This window comes from Agromyces luteolus, assembly GCF_009729855.1.
GTDB lineage: Bacteria > Actinomycetota > Actinomycetes > Actinomycetales > Microbacteriaceae > Agromyces > Agromyces luteolus.
The window spans coordinates 123,524-146,638 of record NZ_WODA01000008.1; the positions used below are offsets into that span (position 1 = coordinate 123,524).

Sequence of the window (23,115 nt, forward strand, 5' to 3'; positions counted from 1 at the left end):
GGAGCGCGTACCGAGATCAGCTGACGAACTTGATGGCGACGGGGTACACGTAGTACTCGCCGTTGTTCGCCTTGATCGCGGCGATGATGCCGAACACGATCGCGGCGATCCAGGCCGCGAGCAGCAGGAAGATGCCGATGATCACGAAGGTGAGGATCGAACCCACCACGTAGGCGATGAGCAGCGTGATCTGGAAGTTCAGCGCCGTCGCGGTGTGCTCGCGGATGAAGGGGCCCTTGTCCTTCAGGACGAGGTATCCGATCAGCGCCGGCAGGAAGCCGAACAGGATGCCGCCGATGTGGATCAGCGTCGCCCAGAGCTTCTCGTCGGCCGGGCTGAGCGGCTGGCTCTGCTGGTAGGGCCCGTCACCGGGGGGAGGCGGCGGCGTCGGACCACCCGGCGGGTGCGGCGGCGGGCCGCCGGCGGGCGGCGTGGGAGGCGTGGGAGGTGGTGCGTCGGACATGATGCGTGCTCCTCTGTGGTCGCGCCCGGACAGGGGACGTTCCCTCATGCTGGCACACGACGACGCGCCGGTCGAGGGATGCTCGACCGGCGCGTCGGAGGCTCGCCCGCGACCTACTTGATGAGGCGGATGGCGAAGGGGTAGCGGTAGTGGTTGCCGTCCTTCGCGGTCATGAAGGCGATGATCGAGAAGATCACGCCGAGGATCCACGGCAGGTAGGTGAGGAAGCCGAAGAGCGCACCGAACCCGAACGTGACGACCGTGATGATCGTCGTCAGCACCCAGAGTGCGACGGTGGCGAGCACGAGCGTGATCTGGAAGTTCAGCGCCTCCTTGCCCTCGGTGTTCGTGAACGAACCGCGGTCCTTGAAGACGAGCCAGATGATGAGCGACGGCAGGATGCCGAGGATGCCGCCGAGGTGGGCGAACGAGCCCCACTGGACGTCCTGCTCGTGCGAGAGCGGGGCAGAGGGGGTCGGCTGCGGAGCGGCGTTCGGATCCTGAGGAGGAAGGTTGGAGTCGGTCATGGCGGAGCCTTTCGATGTGGGGAAGCGCACGTGCCGCGGCCGGGAACGGCGTCGCGGGGTGCGGGACGATGCACACGCTATCGGCGCGGCGGACCGCCCGGCAACGGTGTGCGCCCTGAATCTCGGGATATGATTAGCAGTCACGTGGGCGGAGTGCCAAGCACGCGTCGTCCGGGTCCGATCGGTCGAGGGAAGCGAGGGTCATGGTCTCCGAACGCAGTCTCGCGGTCCTCCGCGCGATCGTGCAGGACTACGTCGAATCGCGGGAGCCGGTGGGCTCCAAGTCGATCGTCGAACGCCACCGGTTCGGCGTGTCCGCCGCGACGATCCGCAACGACATGGCCCTCCTGGAAGAGGAGGAGCTCATCGCGGCGCCGCACACCTCGTCGGGGCGCATCCCCACCGACAAGGGCTACCGGGTGTTCGTCGACCGGCTCGCCGACATCCGTCCGCTCTCGGCCACGCAGCGGCACGCCATCGAGACCTTCCTCGGCGAGTCGAACGACCTCGACGAACTGCTCGGCCGCACGGTCCGCCTCGTCTCGCAGCTCACCCGGCAGCTCGCCGTGGTCCAGTACCCCAGCTTCGCGCGCGCCCGCGTGCGGCACGTCGAGCTCGTCTCGCTCGCGCCGACGCGGGTGCTCTGCATCCTCATCTCCGACAGCGGCCAGGTCGAGCAGCGGCTCGCCGAGCTCGACCAGCCCGCCGACGAGGCGACGCTCGCGCGCCTCCGCGACCGGCTGAACGAGGTGGCCGCGGGCCTGACGATGGCGGATGCCGCGACGGCCCTCTCCGCCGAGACCGAGCACGCCGACCGCGCCCACGCCGAGGTGCTCCACACGCTCGCGGCGACGCTCGCCGACCAGGCCAAGATCACCCGGTCCGACCGCCTCGTGGTCGCCGGCGCCGCGAACCTCGTGCGCACCGAGCAGGACTTCGCCGGGAACATCCTCGGCGTGATGGAGGCCATCGAGGAGCAGGTCGTCATCCTCAGGCTCTTCGGCGAGATGGCCGCCGACGAGGGCATCGCCGTGCGCATCGGCCGCGAGAACGCCGCGTTCGGGCTCGGCGACACCTCCGTGGTGTCGACCGCGTTCGCCGTGCCCGGGCGCGACGTGTCGCGCCTCGGCGTCGTCGGCCCCACCCGCATGGACTACTCCCAGAGCATGGCCGCCGTCCGCGCGGTCGCCCGCTACCTCTCCCGCACGCTCGGCGAGAACTGAACCGCACGGGCCGCCCCGCGGCATCCGTCACCGGCAATCGAAAGGAACCCGCCTCACGTGGCCGACCACTACGAGGTCCTCGGCGTCGCACGCGACGCCTCCCCGGACGAGATCAAGAAGGCCTACCGCCGGCTCGCGCGCGAGCTCCACCCCGACGTGAACCCCGGCGCCGAGGCATCCGAGCGGTTCAAGGAGGTCACGCACGCGTACGACGTGCTCTCCGACCCGAAGCAGCGCCAGCAGTACGACCTCGGCGGCCAGGGCGGGTTCGGCGGCGGCGGCGCCGGGTTCGGCGGCTTCGGCGACATCTTCGAGACGTTCTTCGGTGCGGGGCAGGCGAGCCGAGGGCCGCGATCCCGGCGCGAACGCGGCCAGGACGCGCTGATCCGCCTCGAGGTCGGACTCGACGACGTCATCTTCGGCACGCACCGCGACCTCGAGGTCGACACGGCCGTCGTGTGCGAGACGTGCCACGGCTCGTGCTGCAAGCCGGGCACCTCGCCCGTCACCTGCGACATCTGCGGCGGCAGCGGCCACATCCAGCGCGCGGTGCGCTCGCTCCTCGGCAACGTGATGACCTCGAGCCCCTGCGGATCCTGCCGCGGGTACGGCACGATCATCGCCACGCCGTGCGTCACCTGCCAGGGCCAGGGCCGCGTGCGAGCGCGCCGGACGGTCCCCGTCGACGTCCCCGCGGGCGTCGACACGGGCGTGCGCCTGCAGATGCCGGGCTCCGGCGAGGCCGGCCCCGCCGGCGGCCCGAACGGCGACCTCTACCTCGAGATCAAGGTGAAGAACCACGAGGTGTTCAGCCGCAACGGCGACGACCTGCTGTGCACCCTCGAGGTGCAGATGACGGACGCCGTGCTCGGCACGTCCGCGAAGGTCGCCGCGCTCGACGGCGACGTCGACCTGGAGCTGAAGCCCGGCGTGCAGTCGGGCGAGATCCTCACCGTGAAGGACCGCGGGATCACGCACCTCCGCGGCAGCGGCCGCGGCGACCTCAAGGTGGCCGTGCACGTCGTCACGCCGACGAAGCTGAACCACAAGGAGCGCGAGCTCGTGGAGCAGCTGGCGAAGCAGCGCAAGGCGCAGCCGCCGCAGCTCGGACACTTCCAGCAGGGGCTCTTCGCGCGCCTGCGCGACCGGTTCCTGGGCTGACGGCGGGGCGGATGCCGCGATGAGCCACCTCTACCTCGACGAGACGCTCGACCTCGACTCGGTGCGGCAGGGCGACGCGGTCGAGCTCGGGGGCGACGAGGCACGGCACGCGGTCACGGTGTCGCGCCTGCGCGTCGGCGAGCGGGTCTCGATCGGCGACGGCCGCGGCCGCGTCGTGCACGGTCCGGTGACCGCGGCCGAGCCGCGGCGGCTGGAGGTCGAGGTCGAATCGGTGGGCGACGAGCCCGAGCCGTCGCCCCGGCTCACGCTCGTCCAGGCGCTCGCGAAGGGCGACCGCGACGAGCTCGCCGTGCAGGCCGCGACCGAGCTCGGCGTCGACCGCATCGTGCCCTGGTCGGCGACCCGGTCGGTGTCGCGCTGGGAGGGGCCGAAGGCCGAGAAGGGACGCGCCCGTTGGGCGAGCATCGTGCGCGAGGCCGTGAAGCAGTCGCTCCGCGCCCGCATCCCCGCGGTCGAGCCGGTCGCGTCGACGCGCGAGCTTCCCGCGCGGCTCGAGGGCGAGCGGATGCTGCTGCTCGTCCCCGGCGCGGAGACGCCGCTCAGCGGCATCCGCCCCGACGGCCGCGACCTCGCGCTCGTCGTCGGCCCGGAGGGCGGCATGGACCCGGCCGAGATCGAGCGGCTCACGCTCGCCGGTGCGGAGCCGGTTCGGCTCGGTGACTCCGTGCTCCGCACGTCGACGGCGGGCCCTGCCGCGATCGCCGTGCTCTCGGTCGCGCTCGGGCGGTGGTGAGCCATCCGTCGCTACGATGGAGGGATGAGCGGAACGGCTGAGCCCACGGTCTTCGAGCGCATCGCCGCCGGCGAGATCCCGGCGAAGATGGTCGCCGAGACCGATCGCGTCATCGCGTTCCACGACATCTCGCCGCAGGCGCCGGTGCACGTGATCGTGACCCCGCGCGTCGGGCGGCACCGCGACGTCGTCGAGCTCGCCGCCGACGACCCCGAGCTGCTCGCCGAACTCGTCTCGGTGGCCAAGGGCATCGCCGACGACCTGGCCGACGGGCAGTTCCGCCTCATCTTCAATACCGGCCCCGCTGCGGGCCAGACCGTGTTCCACGTGCACGCCCACGTCCTCGGGGGCGGCCTCAGGGAGGGATCGCTTGGCGGCTGACGACGCGGGGGACCTCCCGCTCTCCGGATCCGAGGTCCGCTCCGACGAGGAGCGACTGAAGATCGACGGCATCGCCATGGTCCGGCTCCTCGGGCCGCAGGACCGCCTCCTCACGACGATCGAACGGGAGTACCCCGGCGTCGACGTGCACGTGCGCGGCAACGAGATCGCCATCCGCGGCGACGCCGAGGACCGCATCCGCGTCCGCCGCCTCGTCGAGGAGCTCCTCGAGCTCGTCCGCGGCGGCGGCGACCCGACACCCATCGAAGTGAGGAGCTCGGCCCGCATGCTCGACGCCGACCCGAATGCCCGCCCCTCCGAGCAGCTCGGACAGGTCATCGTCTCCAGCCGGGGCAAGTCGATCCGGCCGAAGACCGAGGGCCAGCGCGCCTACGTCGACGCGATCGACGAGCACACGATCGTGTTCGGCATCGGCCCGGCCGGCACCGGCAAGACCTACCTGGCGATGGCGAAGGCCGTCCAGGCGCTGCAGCGCAAGGAGGTCAACCGGATCATCCTGACCCGTCCGGCCGTCGAGGCGGGGGAGCGGCTCGGGTTCCTGCCCGGCACGCTCACCGAGAAGATCGACCCCTACCTGCGCCCGCTCTACGACGCGCTCAACGAGATGATGGACCCCGAGCTCGTCCCGAAGCTCCTCGCGACGGGGACCGTCGAGGTCGCCCCGCTCGCGTACATGCGCGGTCGCACCCTGAACGACTCCTTCGTCGTCCTCGACGAGGCGCAGAACACGACGCCCGAGCAGATGAAGATGTTCCTCACCCGCCTCGGCTTCGGCTCCAAGATGGTCGTCACCGGCGACATCACGCAGGTCGACCTGCCGGGCGGTTCGTCGGGCCTGCGCCTCGTCACGCGCATCCTCGACCACGTGGAGGACATCCACTTCGCCCGGCTCACCAGCGACGACGTGGTGCGGCACACGCTCGTCGGCCGCATCGTCGACGCGTACACCGAGTACGACCAGCGCGCGCAGGCGCAGCGGTACGAGCGCGAGCAGGCTCGCGAGTTCGCGAACCGGGCCGAGCGGCGCGGCGCCGACCGGCGCGGTGCTCAGGGCCCCCGTGACCACCTCCCGAGGAAGAGGCAGCCGTGAGCATCGAAATCAACAACGAGTCGTCGATCGAGGTCGACGAGTCCGCGCTGCAGCGCCTCGCGGTCTACGCGCTCGACATGATGCACGTGCACGCCGACGCCGAGCTCGCGATCGTGCTCGTCGACGAGGGCGCCATGGAGCAGCTGCACGTGCAGTGGATGGACGAGCCCGGACCGACGGACGTGCTGAGCTTCCCGATGGACGAGCTGCGCCCGGGCACCGCCGAGGAGCCCGCGCCGCCCGGCCTCCTCGGCGACGTCGTGCTCTGCCCGCAGGTCGCCGAGGCGCAGGCGAAGGCCGCGGGCCACGCACTGCTCGACGAACTGCTGCTGCTCACCACGCACGGCATCCTCCACCTGCTCGGCTTCGACCACGCCGAGCCCGACGAGGAGAAGGAGATGTTCGGGATCCAGCGCGACATCCTCGTCGGCTTCTCGATGCAGGAGCGTCGTCGCTGACCATGCTGCCCTGGCTCTTCCTCGCGGCCGCCTTCGTCCTCGTCGCGTTCGGCGGCCTCATGGCCGCGGTCGATTCCGCGATCGGCGTGAGCTCTCGCGCCGACCTCGTCGAGCTCTCCGTCGGCGCGCGCGCCGAGCGGTCCCTGCGCGCCATCGCCGACGACACGGGCGCGCACGTCAACGCCGTCAACTTCATGCGCATCCTCGCCGAGACCACGGCGGCCGTGCTCGTGACGCTCGCGTTCACCTTCTTCCTCGACGACGTGTGGCTGGTGCTGCTCGTCTCGGCGCTCATCATGACCGCGGTCTCGTTCGTGCTGGTCGGCGCGAGCCCGCGGAGCGTCGGACGCGCGCACGCCGCGAAGGTCCTCCGTCTCTCCGCGCCGCTGGTGCGCGGCGTGCGGCTGCTGCTCGGACCGCTCGCGAACGCGCTGGTCTCGCTCGGCAACCGCGTCACGCCCGGTCGGATCCGGTTCGCCGGAGTCTCCAGCGAGGAGCAGCTGCTCAGCATCGTCGACGAGGCGACCGAGCTCGAGGTGCTCGAGCAGGCCGACCGCGAGCTCATCCACTCGGTGTTCGAGTTCAGCGACACGCTGGTGCGCGAGGTCATGGTGCCGCGCACCGACATGGTGACGATCGAGTCGTCCGCCCACCTTCCCCAGGCGATGGCGCTGTTCCTCAAGGAGGGCTACTCGCGCATCCCGGTGATCGACCGCGAGGCCGACGACATCGTCGGCGTGCTGTACCTGCGCGACCTCGCCCGGCTCGGCTTCGAGCGCCCGCTCGACGCCGCGACGCTGACCGTCGCCGACCTCGCGCGGCCCGCGGTGTTCGTGCCCGAGTCGATGGGCGCCGATGCGCTGCTGCGCCAGATGCAGCTGGAATCGAACCACCTCGCGATGGTCGTCGACGAGTACGGCGGCATCGCGGGGCTCGCGACGCTCGAGGACCTGATCGAGGAGCTCGTCGGCGACATCTCCGACGAGTACGATCGAGAGGCCGCGCAGGTCGAGGAGCTCGGCGAGGGTCGATTCCGCGTGAACGCGCGCCTGCCGGTCGACGAGCTCGGCGAGCTCTTCGGCCTCGACCTGGAGGACGAGGACGTCGACTCCGTCGGCGGCCTCCTCGCCAAGGAGCTCGGCCGCCTGCCGCTCCGCGGCGACCGCGTGAGCGTCAGCGGCCTCCTCCTCGAGGCCGAGCGCACCGAGGGTCGCCGCAAGCGCATCGCGACGATCCTCGTCGAGGCCGACCAGGCCCTCATCGACGTCCGTGCGGCCTTCGCCGACGACGAGCCGGCCACCCACGAGGGGATCCGCCCATGACCGATTACCGCGCCGGCTTCGTCTCCTTCGTGGGGCGCCCGAACGTCGGCAAGTCCACGCTCACGAACGCGCTCGTCGGCGAGAAGGTCGCGATCACGAGCTCGAAGCCGCAGACGACGAGGCGTGCCATCCGCGGCATCGTGCACCGCTCGTACGGCCAGCTCATCGTGGTCGACACCCCGGGGCTGCACCGGCCGCGCACGCTGCTCGGCGAGCGCCTGAACTCGCTCGTGCAGTCCACGCTCGGGGACGTCGACGTGATCGGATTCTGCGTTCCCGCCGATGAGGCCATCGGCCCTGGCGATCGGTTCATCAACGAGCAGCTCGACCAGTACCCGCGCGCGAAGAAGGTCGCGATCGTCACCAAGACGGATGCCGCGGGCAAGGCGAGGGTCGCCCAGCAGCTGCTCGCGGTCTCGCAGCTGCGCGAGTGGGACGCGATCATCCCGGTCTCCGCGCCGAGGGGCGAGCAGCTCGACGTGCTGGTCGACGAGCTGCTGCAGCTGATGCCCCAGTCGGAGCATCCGCTCTACCCGGCGGAGACCACGACCGACGAGGACACGGCCGAGCGGATCGCCGAGTTCGTCCGCGAGGCGGCGCTCGAGGGCGTGTCCGACGAGCTGCCGCACTCGATCGCGGTGACGGTCGACGACATGATCGAGCGCGAGGACAAGGACCTGCTCGAGGTCTACGCGAACCTGTACGTCGAGCGCGACAGCCAGAAGGGCATCATCATCGGCAAGGGCGGTGCCCGTCTCCGCGAGGTGGGCGAACGCGCACGCGGCCAGATCGAGGCGCTGCTGGGGCGCCGGGTCTACCTCGCACTGCACGTCAAGGTCGCGAAGGACTGGCAGCGCGATCCGAAGCAGCTCGGGCGGCTCGGGTTCTGAGCCGCGCCCGCGTCGACGGAGCGGCATGCGGCCCTCGCCCGCGCCGCTGCGTCAGCCGATCGGATGACTTCGCCGCCGACTCCGGATCGGCGACGCGTCGAGGGCGTAGCGTGATGCGGTGATCACCTCGAGCCGGCGGACGACCCTCATCGTCGACGGCGTCCTGGCCGCCCTGTTCCTCGCGGCGTGCTCGCTGTTCGCGCTCGTCGGCGGCTGGCCCGACGTGATCGTCTCCGTCCTGTTCGCCGCGGCGCTCGCGATCCGGCGCGTCGCGCCCGGTGCGTCGCTCGTGGTCGCGTGGGTCGCGGCGTGCGTGCAGATGCTGCTGCTGCGCGACCTGCAGCCGGCGGATGTCGCGGTGTTCGTCGTCGTCTACTCGACCTCGGCGCACGGCTCGCCCGCCGTCCGCTGGTGGGGCCTCGGGTCGGCGGGCGCGGGCGCGGTCCTCGCGGCGGTGTACCTCGCGCTCGTGAAGCCGTTCGTCGACGGGTTCGCCGGTGTCGCGACCTCCGAGGCCCTCGCGACGCTCGCGTGGACCGCGCTGCTGTTCGGCGCGGCCCTGGCCGGGCTCGTGCTCGCGTGGACGATCGGTCTCCTGGTGCGCACCGTGCGCGACGCGCGCGAGCAACGGCGACGCGCGGAGTTCGATCGCCGTGAGCGGGAGCACGCCGAGTACCGGTACGTGGTCGAGCAGGAGCGCTCGCGCATCGCGCGCGACATGCACGACGTCGTCGCGCACTCGCTCGCGGTCGTCATCGCGCAGGCCGATGGCGCGCGCTTCGCGGCGCGGACGCGCCCGGAGGCGGCATCCGAGGCCCTGCAGACCATCTCGGGCGTGGCGCGCGACGCGCTCGGCGACGTGCGGATGCTCCTCGGCGAGCTCCGGCACCGCGAGGGCACGTCGCCGCAGCCGGCGCTCGACGACCTCGACGACCTGGTCGAGCAGGTCCGCTCGGCCGGCCTCGACGTGCGACGGACGGAGCGCGGCGAACGGGTCGCGCTCGGCGCCGGCCACCAGATCGCCGCGTACCGCATCGTGCAGGAAGGGCTCACGAACGCGCTCCGGCACGGCGACCCGGGCGCGCCCGTGCTGCTCGAGCTCGACTGGGACGCCGACGGTGTCGCGATCCGCGTCGAGAACGCGTTGCACCGAGCCGCCGAGGGCGACGGCGAGGGCGACCCGCGCGACCGGTCGGCAGCTCTGCGGCACGGCATCCCCGGCATGCGCGAGCGCGCCGAGCTCGCGGGCGGATCGTTCGGCGCGGAGGCGTCCGACGGGCGTTTCGTCGTGACGGCGCGCATCCCCGCGCAGGCGGCGGCATGAGCGCCATCCGCGTCGCGCTCGTCGACGACCAGGCGCTGTTCCGGGCCGGGATCCGGATGCTCGTCGAGTCGCAGGACGACCTCGTCTTCGCCGGCGACGCCGCCGATGGCCGTGCCGCGGTCGCGCTCGCGGCACGGAGCCGTCCCGACGTGATGCTCATGGACGTGCGGATGCCGCAGCTCGACGGCATCGCCGCGACCGAGCGGATCCTGGCCGAGGCGGCGCACGAGGGTCGGGAGCCGCCGCGCGTGCTCGTGCTGACGACGTTCGACCTCGACGAGAACGCCGCGCGCGCCATCCGCGCGGGCGCGAGCGGCTTCGTGCTGAAGGACGCGGACCCGGAGTTCCTGCTCGCCGCCATCCGCACGGTGCACCGCGGCAACGCGGTCATCGCGGCGAACGCGACGCGCGACCTCATCGCGCACGCGTCGCGCGGCAGCGGACGGCGCCCGGCCCCACCGGCGTGGGACGACCTGACACCGCGCGAGCGCGAGATCTTCGCGCTGGCCGCGAAGGGGCTCTCGAACGCCGAGATCGCGGCGGCCGAGTTCCTCGGCGAGGCCACGGTGAAGACCCACCTCAGCCGCGTACTCGGAAAGCTCGGCCTGCGCGATCGGGTGCAGCTCGTCGTGTTCGCGTACGAGCACGACCTGCCGGCCGGCTGAGGGGGTCGCCGCGCAGCCGGGGTCATCCCAGCGGATGACGCCGGCGCGACGATCGGCGGACGCGGGCCGCGGAGTCCCGTCCGTAGCGTCGGCGACATGGAGATCCAACCCTCAGACCTCGGGCTCGTCGCCCGCGTCGCCGGCCTCGGCAAGCACTACGGAACGGGCGCCGGTGCCGTCACCGCGCTCGAGGACGTCTCGCTCGGCCTCCGCCGCGGCGAGTTCACCGCGATCATGGGTCCGTCGGGCTCGGGGAAGTCCACGCTCATGCACATCATGGCGGGGCTCGACTCGGCCACGACGGGCCGGGTGTGGCTCGGCGACACCGAGATCACCGAGCTGCCGGACGGCGCGCTGACCGTGCTGCGCCGCCGCCGCGTCGGCTTCGTGTTCCAGGCGTTCAACCTCGTGCCGACGCTCGACGCCCTCGGCAACGTGCTGCTGCCGTTCGAGCTCGACGGTCGGCGGCCGACGCGCGAGGAGCGCGCCCTGATCGACGGCCTCGTCGAGCGGCTCGGCCTCGCCGATCGGCTGCGGCACCGGCCGCACGAGCTCTCGGGAGGGCAGCAGCAGCGCGTGGCGACCGCGCGGGCGCTCGCGACCCGCCCCGACCTCGTGTTCGCCGACGAACCGACCGGCAACCTCGACTCGCGCACCGGGCGGGAGGTGCTCGAGATCCTCGCCGACGCGAGCCGCACGCACGGCCAGTCGATCGCCATGGTCACGCACGACCCGATCGCCGCGAGCCACGCGGATCGCATCCTCTTCCTCGCCGACGGCCGGATCGTGCGCGACGCACAGCGCACGAGCGCCGAGGAGATCGCGACCTACATGCTCTCGATGGAGCGGGCCGCGTGATCGGGCGCCTCCGCAGCGGTCAGGGACCGACGCTCCTCGTCGCGACGATCGCGTCGGCGTTCGGGGTTGCGCTGCTCCAGGTGACCGGCTACCTCGGCTCGGCCATGCGGGCCGACGACGTGACGGGCTCCAGCGGCACGGCCGCCCTGATGCTCGCGATCGTCGCGTGGGTGTTCATCGTCATCGCGGTCTACGTGAGCGGCATCGTCACGGCCAACACGGTCGCGACGGTCGTCGCCGGTCGGACCCGGCAGATCGCGCTGCTGCGCCTGCTCGGTTCGACCGCCCGCGCGCAGCGCGGTGCGATCGCGCGGGAGGGCCTCGCGATCGGCGCGATCGGCGCCGTGCTCGGACTCGTCGTCGGCACGCTCGTCGCGATCGGCCTCGCCGAGTGGGCCGCGGCCGCCGACGTGCTGCCGCGCGTCGACCACGCGTGGGCCGACCCCGTGGTGCTGTCGCCGGCGATCGTCGCCGTGCTGATCACCTGGCTCGCCGCGTGGGCGGGTTCGCGGCGCGTCCTCGCCGTCCGTCCGTCCGAGGCGCTCGGCAACGCCGCGGCGCGTTCCCAGGAGGAGCTGGCGGGTCGCCGAGGACGGACCGCGACCGCCGCGACCCTCGCGACGGTCGGCACGCTGCTCCTCCTCCTCGGCGTCGCGCTCGGGCTCGTCACGCCGCTCGGGGTCCTCGTGGGGCTCCTCGGCGGGGTGCTGTCGTTCACCGGCATCGTGCTCGGCGCGCACGTCGTCATGCCGCCGATCCTGCGGCTGGTCGGGCGGGCGCTCGGCACCTCGCCGTCGGCGCGCCTCGCCGCGGAGAACGCCGTGCGCCATCCGGAGCGGAGCTCGCGCATGACCATCGGACTCGTCATCGGCGTGACGCTCGTCACCATGTTCGCCGTCGCGATGGAGTCGTACCGCGACCTGCTGTTCGCGGCGACCGAGGATCGACCGGACCTGCGTGCGGGCATCGAGCAGATGGTGTCCGCGACGGTGGCCGTGTTCGGGATCCTCGTCGGGTTCAGCGCGCTCATCGCCGCGGTCGGGCTCGTCAACACGCTGTCGCTGAGCGTGCTGCAGCGGACGCGCGAGCTCGGGCTGCTCCGCGCGCTCGGCTTCGAACGCCGGCAGCTCCGAGCGATGGTGCTCGCCGAGAGCACAGCGCTCACGGCCGCCGCGACGGTGACGGGGCTCGTGCTCGGCACGTTCTACGGCTGGGCGGGCGCGCAGTCGCTGCTCGGGAGCGTGCAGGGCGAGCCGCTCGTCATCCTGCCCTCGATCCCGTGGGGCGTGGTCGGGGTGCTGATCGTCGCGGCGGGCGTCCTGACGCTCGTCGCGTCGCTCGCGCCGTCGCGCCGGGCGACGGCGGTCTCGCCGGTCGCCGCCCTCGCGATCGAATGATCGACTGAGAGACGCGAGCGGATGCCGCGGGGCGGGTGCCGGGCCATGGGGGGCGGCACCCGCCCCGTCGCGCCGCCCGCGGGACCGCCGCCCGCGGCATCCGTCGCCGTCATGGTTGCGCTCGCCCGCGCGCGCGGTGTTAGCCTAGGTCCGTGCTTCACGGCGTGCTTCTCCTTAGCTGCCGCAGCGAGTCCTAGTTCACAGGCCTCCCTCGCTGCGGAGTTCGTCGTCGGCTGAAACCCCCGAAGAGCGAGAAGAGCACCTGATGCAGAACCACCAGAAGCCGTCGCCGATGCCCGTGCATCGGTACCGCCCGTTCCACGAGCAGATCCGGGTCGATCTCCCCGATCGCACGTGGCCGTCCAAGCGCATCGAGGTCGCGCCGCGCTGGTGCGCCGTCGACCTGCGCGACGGCAACCAGGCGCTCATCGACCCGATGAGCCCCGAGCGCAAGCGCATCATGTTCGACCTGCTCGTGAAGATGGGCTACAAGGAGATCGAGGTCGGCTTCCCGAGCGCCAGCCAGACCGACTTCGACTTCGTCCGCAGCCTCATCGACGAGGGCGCGATCCCCGACGACGTCACCATCCAGGTGCTCACGCAGGCGCGCGACCACCTCATCGAGCGCACCTACGAGTCGATCCGCGGCGCGAAGCAGGCGATCGTGCACCTCTACAACTCGACGAGCGTGCTGCAGCGCGAGGTCGTCTTCCGCACCGACCAGCAGGGCATCATCGACATCGCCCTGCACGGCGCCCGGAAGTGCCGCGAGATGGAGGCGAGCGTGCCCGGCACGACCGTCTACTACGAGTACTCGCCCGAGAGCTACACCGGCACCGAGCTCGAGTTCGCGGTCGACGTCTGCAACCAGGTCCTCGAGATCCTCGAGCCGACCCCGGAGCGGAAGGTCATCATCAACCTGCCCGCGACGGTCGAGATGGCCACGCCCAACGTCTACGCCGACTCGATCGAGTGGATGAGCCGGCATCTCGCGCACCGCGAGAACGTCCTCCTGTCGCTGCACCCCCACAACGACCGCGGCACGGCGATCGCGGCCGCCGAGCTCGGCTACATGGCCGGCGCCGACCGCATCGAGGGCTGCCTGTTCGGCAACGGCGAGCGCACCGGAAACGTCGACCTGGTCGCGCTCGCGATGAACCTCTTCACGCAGGGCATCGACCCGCAGGTCGACCTGTCCGACATGGACGAGGTCAAGCGCACGGCCGAGTACTGCAACCAGCTGCCGGTGCCCGAGCGCAGCCCGTGGGCGGGCGACCTCGTCTACACGGCGTTCTCGGGCTCGCACCAGGACGCCATCAAGAAGGGCTTCGAGGCCATGGAGGCCAAGGCCGCCGACCGGGGCGTCTCGGTCGACGACCTCGCCTGGGCCGTGCCTTACCTGCCGGTCGACCCGAAGGACATCGGCCGCAACTACGAGGCCGTCATCCGCGTGAACTCGCAGTCGGGCAAGGGCGGCGTCGCCTACCTGCTGAAGACCGACCACGCGCTCGACCTGCCGCGTCGCCTGCAGATCGAGTTCTCCGGCGTCGTGCAGGCGAAGACGGATGCCGAGGGCGGCGAGGTCACGAGCGAGGAGATCTGGTCGATCTTCAACGACGAGTACCTGCCCGCACCGCAGGATCGCCCCGACGAGAAGTGGGGCCGGTTCGAGCTGCTCTCCATGCGCAGCGAGAGCGACCTGACCGGCGAGGTCCGCGTGCGCGTCGGCCTCCGCGACGGCGACGAGCGCGTCGACGCCGACGGCTCCGGCAACGGCCCGGTCGCCGCGTTCCTGTCGGTGCTCGCGGCCGAGGGCGTCGATGTGCGCGTGCTCGACTACAGCGAGCACGCGATGTCGGCCGGCGGCGACGCCATCGCGGCGGCCTACGTCGAGTGCCAGGTCGAGGGGCGCACGCTCTGGGGCGTCGGCATCGATGCCGACATCTCGACGGCGTCGCTGAAGGCTGTCGTGTCCGCCGTGAACCGTGCGCTCCGCGCGGTGCGCGTGCGCGAGGAGGCCGCGGAGCCGGCGCTCGCCTGAGACGACGGATGCCGCGGCTCGCGTCAGCGCGCGCGACCGAGGTACTGCTCGAACGTGATGCTCCCGTAGGGCTCGCCGGGCACGAGGTTCGCGCCCGATCGGAACGCCTCGAACCGGGTGCCCGGGAGGCGGAACGCGGCCGTCGGCCGCCGCGAGCCGCGTGCGGCGAGCCACGCCCGTGCGAGGTCGCGCGCGGTCCGCACCTCGGGCCCGCCGATGTCGGGGGCGATCCCGAGCACCTCGTCGTCGAGGAGCTCGATGAGTCGCTTCGCGACGTCGTCGACCGAGATCGGCTGGAACGAGAAGGCCGGCGCGAAGACCACCGGGGAGAAGCGCTGCACGCGGAAGAGCGTGGCGACGAAGTCGTGGAACTGGGTCGCGCGGAGCGTCGTCCAGCGCAGGCGCGACTCGGCGATGATCCGCTCGGAGGCGCGCTTGCCGCCGTAGTAGGCGAGCGGGATGCGGTCGATCCCGACGATCGAGGAGTAGAGGATGCGCGGTCGGCCCTCGTGCTCGGCCGCCCGGACGAGCCGGCGCGTGATGTCGGTGTCGTCGCGACTCGTCGTCGCGAGGTGCATCACCGCACCGACGCCCTGGAGCGCGGCCTCGACGCCTTCTCCGGTCTCGAGGTCGCCGCGGAGCGTGTCCGGTGCGCCGGACCTGCTCAGCACGCGGACGTCGTCGCCCCGCTCGCGGAGTCGACGGACGACGGCGCGACCGAGCGTTCCGGTGCCTCCGGTGACGAGGACGGGAGTGGACGACGTGGTCACCCGACCATTCTGCCGTCCCGGCGAACGTGCTGCGCGGCGGCCGGTCGCGGCATCCGTCGTCGCGCGGACCGACCTCGATGCTCGCCGGGGCCGGCCGCCCGGCGTGCTCGCGGACCGGGGGAGGGCGGTCGGTGGGAGAATCGACGGGTGCCCGTGTACCGAGATGACGCCGTCGTGCTGCGCACCCACAAGCTGGGCGAAGCCGACCGGATCGTGACGCTGCTCACGCGCCGGCACGGCAAGGTCCGGGCGGTCGCACGAGGCGTGCGCCGGACGGCCTCGAAGTTCGGATCGCGGCTCGAGCCGTTCATGGTCGCCGACCTGCAGCTGTACGAGGGCCGCACGCTCGACGTGATCACGCAGGCCGAGTCGATCGGCGCGTACGGCGCCGAGATCAGCCAGGACTACGCGGCCTACACCGCCGCCAACGCCATGGTCGAGGCCGCCGACCGGTTGACCGAGGCCGAGGGGTCGTTGCAGCAGTACCTGCTGCTCGTCGGCGCCCTCCGCTCGCTGTCGCGGCGCGAGCACGGCCCCGACCTCACGCTCGACTCCTACCTGCTGCGGGCGCTCGCCATCGCCGGATGGGCGCCGAGCTTCGAGGACTGCTCGCGCTGCGGTGCGCCCGGACCGCACACCGCGGTCGTCGTGCAGCTCGGCGGCGTCGTGTGCGACGCCTGCGCCCCACCAGGTACCGCGCGAATCGCGCCCAGCACGGTGCACCTCCTCGGCGCGCTGCTCGCAGGCGACTGGGAGGTCGCCGAGGCGGCCTCGCAGCGCGATCGAGGGCAGGCGAGCGGTATCGTCGCGGCGTACGCCCAATGGCACCTCGAGCGCGGCCTGCGCTCCCTCTCCCATGTCTCCCGAGGAACGGCCCCAGAGTGACCCCGAAGCCCTACACCCACAAGGACGCGGTGCCCTACCGTCCGCTCGACTGGACCGGCCTCACCCCGCCCGCCTTCCCGAAGGGCTCCGTGCCGGGGCACGTCGCGATCGTCATGGACGGCAACGGCCGCTGGGCGAACCGGCAGGGCCTCACGCGCATCGAGGGGCACAAGGCCGGCGAGGAGGTGCTGCTCGACGTCGTCGCCGGCGCCATCCAGGCGGGGGTGAAGCACCTGTCCGTGTACGCGTTCTCGACGGAGAACTGGAAGCGCTCGCCCGACGAGGTGCGCTTCCTCATGGGCTACAACCGCGACGTGCTGCACCGCCGCCGCGACCAGCTCAACGAGTGGGACGTGCGCATCAGGTGGGCAGGCCGCCGCCCGCGACTGTGGAAGTCGGTCATCGACGAGCTGCAGGTCGCCGAGCGCCTGACGGCCGGCAACACCGGGCTGCAGTTCACGATGTGCGTGAACTACGGCGGCCGCAACGAGATCGTCGACGCGGTCCGCGCGATCGCCGACGACGTGGCTGCCGGTCGCATCCGCCCGTCGGCCGTCTCCGAGAAGCTCATCGAGCGGAACCTCTACGTGCCCGACATGCCCGACGTCGACCTCTTCGTGCGCAGCTCGGGGGAGCAGCGCACGTCGAACTTCCTCCTCTGGCAGTCGGCGTACGCCGAGATGGTGTTCCTCGACACGCTCTGGCCGGACTTCAGCCGAGTCGAGCTCTGGAAGGCGATCGAGCTCTACGCGAGTCGCAACCGCCGCTTCGGCGGCGCGGTCGACGCGCCGGATGGCCCGTCGGCCCCCGAGGGCCTGTAGCGTTCGCGCGCGATTCGTGCCGATACGGGAATACGCGTGCCGAACCATCCGTTCGCATACACCGTGAGTTCCCCCATCAAGATCGACATCTGGTCCGACATCGCCTGCCCGTGGTGCTACATCGGCAAGCGCCACCTCGAGGCCGGGATCGCCGCGCTCGGCGACGACGCGCCCGAGGTCGAGATCGAGTACCACTCGTTCGAGCTCTCGCCCGACACCCCGCTCGACTTCGAGGGTTCGACGACCGAGTACCTCTCGAAGGCGAAGGGCCTGCCCCTCGACCGCGTCGAGCAGATGCTCGACCACGTGACCGGGGTCGCTGCCCAGGCGGGCCTCGAGTACCACTTCGAGACCGTCGCGCACACGAAGACGCTGAAGGGCCACGAGCTGCTCCACCTCGCGAAGGCGCACGGCGCCCAGCTGGAGATGAAGGAGCGCCTGCTCAAGGCCTACTTCACCGAGGGCGGCCGCGTGAACCGCATCGACGAGCTCGTCGGCTGGGCCGAGGAACTCGGCATCGACGCCGACGAGGCGCGCGAGGCGCTCGAGTCCGGCCGGTACGCCGACGACGTGCAGGCCGACATCGCGCAGGCGCGGGCCTACGGCATCCAGGGGGTGCCCTTCTTCGTGTTCGAGGGCAAGTACGGCGTCTCGGGCGCGCAGCCCGCCGAGGTCTTCGCCCAGGTGCTCCAGCAGGTCGACGGCGAACGCGACGGCGCCGCCGCGTGAACCCCGACACGACGGACAGCGCGCCGGCGCCGTTCACGATGATCGGCGCCGGTCCGGGCATGGTGTGCGAGGGCGACGTGTGCGTCGTGCCCGGGTCCGGCGCTCCTGCGAGCGAATAGGACCTTCCTGCGGCGGCTACTCCGGGTCGCTGATGTCGGCCACCGTGGCGCCGAGTGCGGCGATCAGCGCATCGGCATCGACGAACAGGCTGCGGCCGTGCTCGCCGGCGCCCATCGAGACGCGGCGGCCGACGATCGTCTCGTCGGCGACCACGGGCCAGTCGATGCTCGAGCCGAGCGGCGTGATCGTGCCGCGCTCGTAGCCCGTCGCGGCGAGCGCGAGCGAGGCGTCGGGCAGCTGCAGCTTGTTCACCGCGAGGAGTGCGCGGAGCTTCGGCCAGCTGATCTTCCGTCCGCCGGGCACCAGCGCGAAGACGTAGGTGTCGTCGCTTCGCTTGACGACGAGGGACTTCACGATGTCGGCCGGCTCGATGCCGAGGAGCTCGGCGGCCTCCTCGAGGCTGCGCGCAGCCGGACGTTCGATCACCTCGATGTCGAGGCCTCGCGCCGAGGCATCCGCCTGCACCCGCTCGACCCCGACCAGCCCGGGGAACCGCGTCATCCCGTCCTCCTCACCGTCGTCCTGCCCGCATCCTATGCGCCCCTCCAGCCGGGCCGGGCGGATCCGCCGTGCGGTCTGGGAGAATCGAAGGCGATGCCAACGACCACGACCCCCGCCCGCCCGCTCACGATCGGCGACCTCGACCTCGAGGTGCCGGTCGTGCTCGCCCCCATGGCGGGCATCACGAACACCGCGTTCCGGCGGCTCTGCCGCGAGTTCGGCGCCGGCCTCTACGTCTCCGAGATGATCACGAGCCGCGCGCTCGTCGAGCGGACGCCCGAGTCGATGCGGCTCATCACGCACCACGAGTCGGAGACGCCGCGGTCGATCCAGCTCTACGGGGTCGACCCGAAGACCGTCTCCGAAGCGGTCACGATGCTCGTCGCGGAGGACCGGGCCGACCACATCGACCTGAACTTCGGATGCCCCGTGCCGAAGGTCACGCGCAAGGGCGGGGGAGCGGCGCTGCCGTGGAAGTCCGGCCTGTTCCGCGACATCGTCGAGGGTGCGGTGAAGGCCGCCGGCGACATCCCCCTCACAGTCAAGATGCGCAAGGGCATCGACACCGATCACCTGACGTACCTCGAGGCGGGGCGCATCGCCGAGGGGGCCGGGGTCGCCTCGATCGCACTGCACGCGCGCACCGCGAGCGAGTTCTACTCGGGTCAGGCGGACTGGCCCGCGATCGCGAAGCTGAAGGAGACGGTCACGAGCGTGCCCGTGCTCGGCAACGGCGACATCTGGTCGGCCGACGACGCCCTGCGCATGGTCGACGAGACCGGGTGCGACGGCGTCGTAGTGGGGCGCGGATGCCTCGGGCGCCCGTGGCTCTTCGGCGACCTCGCCGCGGCCTTCCGGGGCGAGCAGGCCAAGGCCGAGCCGTCGCTCGGCGACGTCTCGCGCACGTTCCGCCGGCACGCCGAGCTGCTCACCGAGTTCTTCGACAGCGAGGAGCGCGGGTGCCGTGACATCCGCAAGCACGTCGCGTGGTACTTCAAGGGCTACCCGGTCGGCGGCGACCTGCGGGCGAAGCTCGCGACGGTCGACACGCTGGCGCACCTCGACGACCTGCTCGGCACGCTCGACTGGTCGATGCCGTACCCGGGTGAGGGCGCGGAGGGGCCGCGCGGTCGTGCCGGCACGCCGAAGAACCCGTCGCTGCCCGACGGCTGGCTCGACTCGCAGGACCTGGCGGGCCACGACCGGGCGACGCTCGTCGATGCCGAGCTCGACACGAGCGGCGGCTGACCGCGTGCGCGACCGACTCTTCGGCGGCTACGACGAGGCCGACGCCGAGCGCTTCCTGCCCGAGCAGCACGAGAACCGGCGTCGCAGCGACTTCGCCCGCGACCGTGCGCGCCTGCTCCACTCGAGCGCGCTCCGCCGCCTCGCGGCGAAGACCCAGGTGCTGAGCCCGACCTCGGGGCTCGACTTCGCGCGCAACCGCCTCACGCACTCCCTCGAGGTCGCACAGGTCGGCCGCGAGCTCGCGACGAGCATCGGACTCGACCCCGACGTCGTCGACACGGCCTGCCTCGCGCACGACCTCGGCCACCCGCCGTTCGGCCACAACGGCGAGAAGGCCATGAACGCCTGGGCGGCCGACATCGGCGGGTTCGAGGGCAACGCGCAGACCCTGCGCATCCTGACGCGGCTCGAGCCGAAGGTCTTCTCGCCCGAGGGGCGCTCGCTGGGGCTCAACCTCACGCGCGCGAGCCTCGACGCGAGCTGCAAGTACCCCTGGCCCGAGCGGGCGGGCGTCGGCGACCCGAGCGGCAGGACCAAGTTCGGCTTCTACGGCGACGACGTCGACGTGTTCGAGTGGATGCGCCACGGCGCCCCCGAGCGCCGGCTGTGCATCGAGGCGCAGGTCATGGACCTCTCCGACGACATCGCCTACTCGGTGCACGACTTCGAGGACGCGATCGTCGGCGGCTACATCGACGTCGCCGCCCTCGGCCGCCGGGTCGACCACGACGAGCTCGTCGATGCGATGGTCGAGTGGATCGGGGGAGCCTTCAGCCACGACGAGCTGATCGCCGCGTTCGACCGGCTCGACTCCCTCGACGTGTGGCTCTCGGAGTGGACCGGCAGCCGTCGCGACCAGGCCGCCCTGAAGAACCTCACGAGCCAGCTCATCGGCCGGTTCGCGCACGCCGCGACGGAGGCGACCCGGACGCACCACCCGGTCGCGAGCCTCATCCGGTTCGACGCCGACGTCGTCGTGCCGCGCTCGATCCAGGCCGAGATCGCCGTGCTCAAGGGCATCGTCGCCGCGTTCGTCATGTCGAAGAACACGCGCCAGCCGATCTACTCGCAGCAGCGGCAGGTGCTCACCGCCCTCGCCGACGCGCTCTGGGAGTCGGGCGACGCGCACCTCGACGCGGGCTTCGCCGAGGACTGGCGGGCGGCGGCGGATGACGCTGCGCGCCGTCGCGTCGTCGTCGACCAGGTCGCGAGCCTCACCGACCAGTCCGCGCTGTCGTGGTACGAACGGCTCGTGCAGCGATGACGGGCGTGCGGGGCCGCCGGGCGGCATCCGCGGAATAGGATTGACGACATGGCGGGCCGCATTCGACAGAGCGACGTCGAAGAGGTCAAGGCCCGCACGAACATCGCCGACATCGTCGGCGAGCACGTCTCGCTGAAGTCCGCCGGCGTCGGCTCGATGAAGGGGCTCTGCCCGTTCCACGACGAGCGCAGCCCGAGCTTCCACGTGCGCCCCCAGCTCGGCTACTACCACTGCTTCGGCTGCGGCGAGTCGGGTGACGTCTACACGTTCCTCCAGCGCATGGACCACGTGACCTTCACGGAGGCCGTCGAGCGCCTCGCGGGTCGCATCGGCTACGAGCTGCACTACGAGGAGGGCGGGGGGCCGGCCGAGGGCGCGGGCAACCGCGCACGCCTGCTCGCCGCGAACCGGGCCGCCGAGGAGTACTTCCTCGAGCAGCTCGGCACCCCAGAGGCCGAGGTCGGGCGGAGGTTCCTCGGCGAGCGCGGCTTCGACGCCGAGGCGGCGCGCCACTTCGGCGTCGGCTTCGCGCCGAAGAGCTGGGAGTCGCTCACCAGGCACCTGCGGGGCAAGGGCTTCACCACGGAAGAGCTCACCGCGTCGGGACTCGTCTCGCAGGGCGACCGCGGCGTCTACGACCGGTTCCGCGGCCGCCTCATCTGGCCGATCCGCGACGTGACCGGGCAGACCGTCGGGTTCGGCGCCCGCAAGCTGCTCGAGGACGACCCGGGCCCGAAGTACCTCAACACCCCCGAGACCGCGGTCTACCACAAGGCGCAGGTGCTCTACGGGCTTGACCTCGCCAAGCGCGAGATCTCGAAGACCCACCGGGTCGTCGTGGTCGAGGGCTACACCGACGTGATGGCGTGCCACCTCGCCGGCGTGACGACCGCGATCGCCACGTGCGGCACCGCGTTCGGGGTCGAGCACATCAAGGTGCTGCGACGCGTGCTCGGCGACGACTCGGGCGTCGGCGAGGTCGTGTTCACCTTCGACGGCGACGCGGCCGGCCAGAAGGCCGCGATGCGCGCGTTCGCCGAGGAGCGCCGCTTCGCGGCGCAGACGTTCGTCGCGGTCGCGCCCGACGGGCTCGACCCGTGCGACCTGCGGCTCGCGCGCGGCGACGGCGCCGTGCGCTCGCTCGTCGAGACGAAGACGCCGATGTTCGAGTTCGTGATCCGCACGACGCTCGCCCGCTTCGACCTCGAGACGGTCGAGGGGCGGGTCGCGGCGCTTCGGGCGGCGGCGCCGGTCGTCGCCGACATCCGCGATCCCGCGCTCCGGCCCGGGTACACGCGCGAGCTCGCCCGCATGCTCGGCATGGAGCTCGACGAGGTCGGGCGGGCCGTCCGGGCGGCGGGAACGCGGGCGCGCGACGGCGAGCACGGTCGCGACGGGGAGCGCGATCGCCGGCGCGACCGAGCCCACGGCGACCGTCGGCCCGAGCAGGCGGGTCGACCAGGGCCGGGCGGTGCGGGCCCCGGTGCCGGATCACCGGCGCGACCGGGCGACGTGGGGCCCGACGGGCACGTCGCGAGCGGCGCCGGGGGCGCCTCCGAGGTCGGCGCGGCCGCGGCATCCGACCGGCCCTTCTCGATCACCATGCTGCCGAACGACCCGGCGACGCGGCTCGAGCGCGACGCGCTGCAGGTGATGCTGCAGTACCCCGACCTCGTCGGGCACGACCTGCTGCGCCACGGCGTGGACTGCCGGTTCGGCAACGGCACGCTCGCCGTGGTTCGCGACGGCATCGCGTCGGTGCTGGCCGCGGCATCCGTCGGCTCGACGCAGGGGGACGGCGGCCGCCCGTCGGCGGTGGCCACGCAGCCCGTGACCGTCGACCGGGTCGTCGCCGAGGTCCCACCGCCATTCGCCTCGATCGTGCAGCAGCTCGCCGTGCTGCCCGTCCCGCAGCGCGACGGCACCGAGCTCACGGCATACGTGCGCGGCGTGGTCGGCGCGCTCGTCGACCGCGAACTGCTGCGCCAGAAGCAGGAACTGCTCGGCCGGCTCCAGCGAACAGACCGGGCCGACACGGCGACGTACGCGATGATCCAGCGCGCGCTGGTCGACATCGAGCGCGAACGGCGGGCCCTGCGCGGCGACTGACGCGGTGACCCGGCGGCGCCCCGAGTGCGGATCGATCGATGCCGGATCCGAGGACTGCTCATCGTGTGCAGCTCGTACCGCCGCGAAGGTTGC

At 72.0% G+C, this 23,115-nt stretch carries 23 protein-coding genes; 19 read left to right on the forward strand and 4 right to left on the reverse strand.

Annotated elements, in window-relative coordinates:
* Positions 1–16 precede the first annotated feature (16 nt).
* Positions 17–463, reverse strand: a complete 447-nt coding sequence (locus GLX25_RS06450) for a DUF4870 domain-containing protein (protein WP_155841468.1) — start codon at positions 461–463, stop codon at positions 17–19.
* A gap of 113 nt (positions 464–576) precedes the next feature.
* Positions 577–990, reverse strand: a complete 414-nt coding sequence (locus tag GLX25_RS06455) for a DUF4870 domain-containing protein (RefSeq protein ID WP_155841469.1) — start codon at positions 988–990, stop codon at positions 577–579.
* A gap of 203 nt (positions 991–1,193) precedes the next feature.
* Here GLX25_RS06455 and hrcA point away from each other — a divergent pair, with 203 nt between their 5' ends.
* The 13 genes from hrcA (at position 1,194) to leuA (ending at position 14,575) form a co-directional block, all read left to right on the forward strand.
* Complete coding sequence (gene hrcA, locus GLX25_RS06460) at positions 1,194–2,213, forward strand: heat-inducible transcriptional repressor HrcA (protein ID WP_155841470.1); 1,020 nt, start codon at positions 1,194–1,196, stop codon at positions 2,211–2,213.
* A 57-nt stretch (positions 2,214–2,270) separates the two neighbouring features.
* Positions 2,271–3,374 (forward strand): molecular chaperone DnaJ, encoded by a 1,104-nt coding sequence (gene dnaJ / locus GLX25_RS06465; RefSeq protein ID WP_166548529.1) that lies wholly within the window; start codon positions 2,271–2,273, stop codon positions 3,372–3,374.
* A 19-nt stretch (positions 3,375–3,393) separates the two neighbouring features.
* Positions 3,394–4,128 carry a 16S rRNA (uracil(1498)-N(3))-methyltransferase gene (locus tag GLX25_RS06470; RefSeq protein ID WP_155841471.1) on the forward strand — a complete coding sequence of 245 codons (735 nt, stop codon included), beginning with the start codon at positions 3,394–3,396 and terminating at the stop codon, positions 4,126–4,128.
* A gap of 24 nt (positions 4,129–4,152) precedes the next feature.
* Positions 4,153–4,509, forward strand: coding sequence for a histidine triad nucleotide-binding protein (locus GLX25_RS06475; protein WP_155841472.1), 357 nt, complete (start codon positions 4,153–4,155; stop codon positions 4,507–4,509).
* 76 nt (positions 4,510–4,585) lie between these two features.
* Complete coding sequence (locus GLX25_RS06480; protein ID WP_155841528.1) at positions 4,586–5,620, forward strand: PhoH family protein; 1,035 nt, start codon at positions 4,586–4,588, stop codon at positions 5,618–5,620.
* The gene (ybeY, locus tag GLX25_RS06485) at positions 5,617–6,078 is read left to right on the forward strand and encodes an rRNA maturation RNase YbeY (protein ID WP_166548530.1); all 462 of its coding nucleotides are present in this window, start codon (positions 5,617–5,619) and stop codon (positions 6,076–6,078) included. The genes GLX25_RS06480 and ybeY overlap by 4 nt, the downstream gene beginning before the upstream one ends.
* A 2-nt stretch (positions 6,079–6,080) precedes the next feature.
* On the forward strand, positions 6,081–7,400 hold the full coding sequence (locus GLX25_RS06490; RefSeq protein ID WP_155841473.1) for a hemolysin family protein: 1,320 nt from the start codon (positions 6,081–6,083) through the stop codon (positions 7,398–7,400).
* The gene (era, locus tag GLX25_RS06495) at positions 7,397–8,290 is read left to right on the forward strand and encodes a GTPase Era (RefSeq protein ID WP_155841474.1); all 894 of its coding nucleotides are present in this window, start codon (positions 7,397–7,399) and stop codon (positions 8,288–8,290) included. Before GLX25_RS06490 ends, era begins: the two co-directional genes overlap by 4 nt.
* 118 nt (positions 8,291–8,408) lie before the next feature.
* Positions 8,409–9,614: a sensor histidine kinase gene (locus tag GLX25_RS06500; RefSeq protein ID WP_166548531.1), complete on the forward strand. Its 1,206-nt coding sequence runs from the start codon at positions 8,409–8,411 to the stop codon at positions 9,612–9,614.
* Positions 9,611–10,279, forward strand: coding sequence for a response regulator (locus tag GLX25_RS06505; protein WP_155841475.1), 669 nt, complete (start codon positions 9,611–9,613; stop codon positions 10,277–10,279). The genes GLX25_RS06500 and GLX25_RS06505 overlap by 4 nt, the downstream gene beginning before the upstream one ends.
* A gap of 96 nt (positions 10,280–10,375) precedes the next feature.
* Positions 10,376–11,137: an ABC transporter ATP-binding protein gene (locus GLX25_RS06510; RefSeq protein WP_155841476.1), complete on the forward strand. Its 762-nt coding sequence runs from the start codon at positions 10,376–10,378 to the stop codon at positions 11,135–11,137.
* Positions 11,134–12,534 (forward strand): ABC transporter permease, encoded by a 1,401-nt coding sequence (locus GLX25_RS06515; protein ID WP_271192447.1) that lies wholly within the window; start codon positions 11,134–11,136, stop codon positions 12,532–12,534. The genes GLX25_RS06510 and GLX25_RS06515 overlap by 4 nt, the downstream gene beginning before the upstream one ends.
* A gap of 265 nt (positions 12,535–12,799) precedes the next feature.
* A complete protein-coding gene (gene leuA, locus GLX25_RS06520; RefSeq protein WP_155841477.1) occupies positions 12,800–14,575 on the forward strand; it encodes a 2-isopropylmalate synthase in 1,776 nt (591 codons plus the stop codon).
* 23 nt (positions 14,576–14,598) lie between these two features.
* Here the strand turns inward: leuA and GLX25_RS06525 are convergent, their stop codons facing one another.
* Entirely contained in the window at positions 14,599–15,345 is a 747-nt protein-coding gene (locus tag GLX25_RS06525) for an SDR family oxidoreductase (protein ID WP_166548532.1), read from the reverse strand.
* 147 nt (positions 15,346–15,492) lie between these two features.
* Here GLX25_RS06525 and recO point away from each other — a divergent pair, with 147 nt between their 5' ends.
* The 3 genes from recO to GLX25_RS06540 all read left to right on the forward strand — a co-directional run bounded on the left by recO (position 15,493) and on the right by GLX25_RS06540 (position 17,780).
* The gene (recO, locus tag GLX25_RS06530; RefSeq protein WP_166548533.1) at positions 15,493–16,230 is read left to right on the forward strand and encodes a DNA repair protein RecO; all 738 of its coding nucleotides are present in this window, start codon (positions 15,493–15,495) and stop codon (positions 16,228–16,230) included.
* The gene (locus GLX25_RS06535) at positions 16,227–17,051 is read left to right on the forward strand and encodes an isoprenyl transferase (RefSeq protein ID WP_166548534.1); all 825 of its coding nucleotides are present in this window, start codon (positions 16,227–16,229) and stop codon (positions 17,049–17,051) included. The genes recO and GLX25_RS06535 overlap by 4 nt, the downstream gene beginning before the upstream one ends.
* A gap of 63 nt (positions 17,052–17,114) precedes the next feature.
* Positions 17,115–17,780, forward strand: coding sequence for a DsbA family oxidoreductase (locus GLX25_RS06540; protein ID WP_166548535.1), 666 nt, complete (start codon positions 17,115–17,117; stop codon positions 17,778–17,780).
* Between the two features lie 135 nt (positions 17,781–17,915).
* On the opposite strand, the gene GLX25_RS06545 is transcribed toward GLX25_RS06540, so the two are convergent.
* Positions 17,916–18,401, reverse strand: coding sequence for an aminoacyl-tRNA deacylase (locus tag GLX25_RS06545; protein WP_155841479.1), 486 nt, complete (start codon positions 18,399–18,401; stop codon positions 17,916–17,918).
* A 93-nt stretch (positions 18,402–18,494) separates the two neighbouring features.
* On the opposite strand from GLX25_RS06545, the gene dusB reads away from it, so the two are divergent.
* From dusB to dnaG, 3 genes are read left to right on the forward strand one after another with little or no spacing between them, the layout of a single operon-like run.
* Positions 18,495–19,649, forward strand: a complete 1,155-nt coding sequence (dusB, locus tag GLX25_RS06550; RefSeq protein WP_155841480.1) for a tRNA dihydrouridine synthase DusB — start codon at positions 18,495–18,497, stop codon at positions 19,647–19,649.
* The gene (locus tag GLX25_RS06555) at positions 19,621–20,913 is read left to right on the forward strand and encodes a deoxyguanosinetriphosphate triphosphohydrolase (RefSeq protein ID WP_155841481.1); all 1,293 of its coding nucleotides are present in this window, start codon (positions 19,621–19,623) and stop codon (positions 20,911–20,913) included. The genes dusB and GLX25_RS06555 overlap by 29 nt, the downstream gene beginning before the upstream one ends.
* A gap of 48 nt (positions 20,914–20,961) precedes the next feature.
* Complete coding sequence (gene dnaG, locus GLX25_RS06560; RefSeq protein ID WP_155841482.1) at positions 20,962–23,022, forward strand: DNA primase; 2,061 nt, start codon at positions 20,962–20,964, stop codon at positions 23,020–23,022.
* The last annotated feature ends 93 nt before the right edge of the window (positions 23,023–23,115 follow it).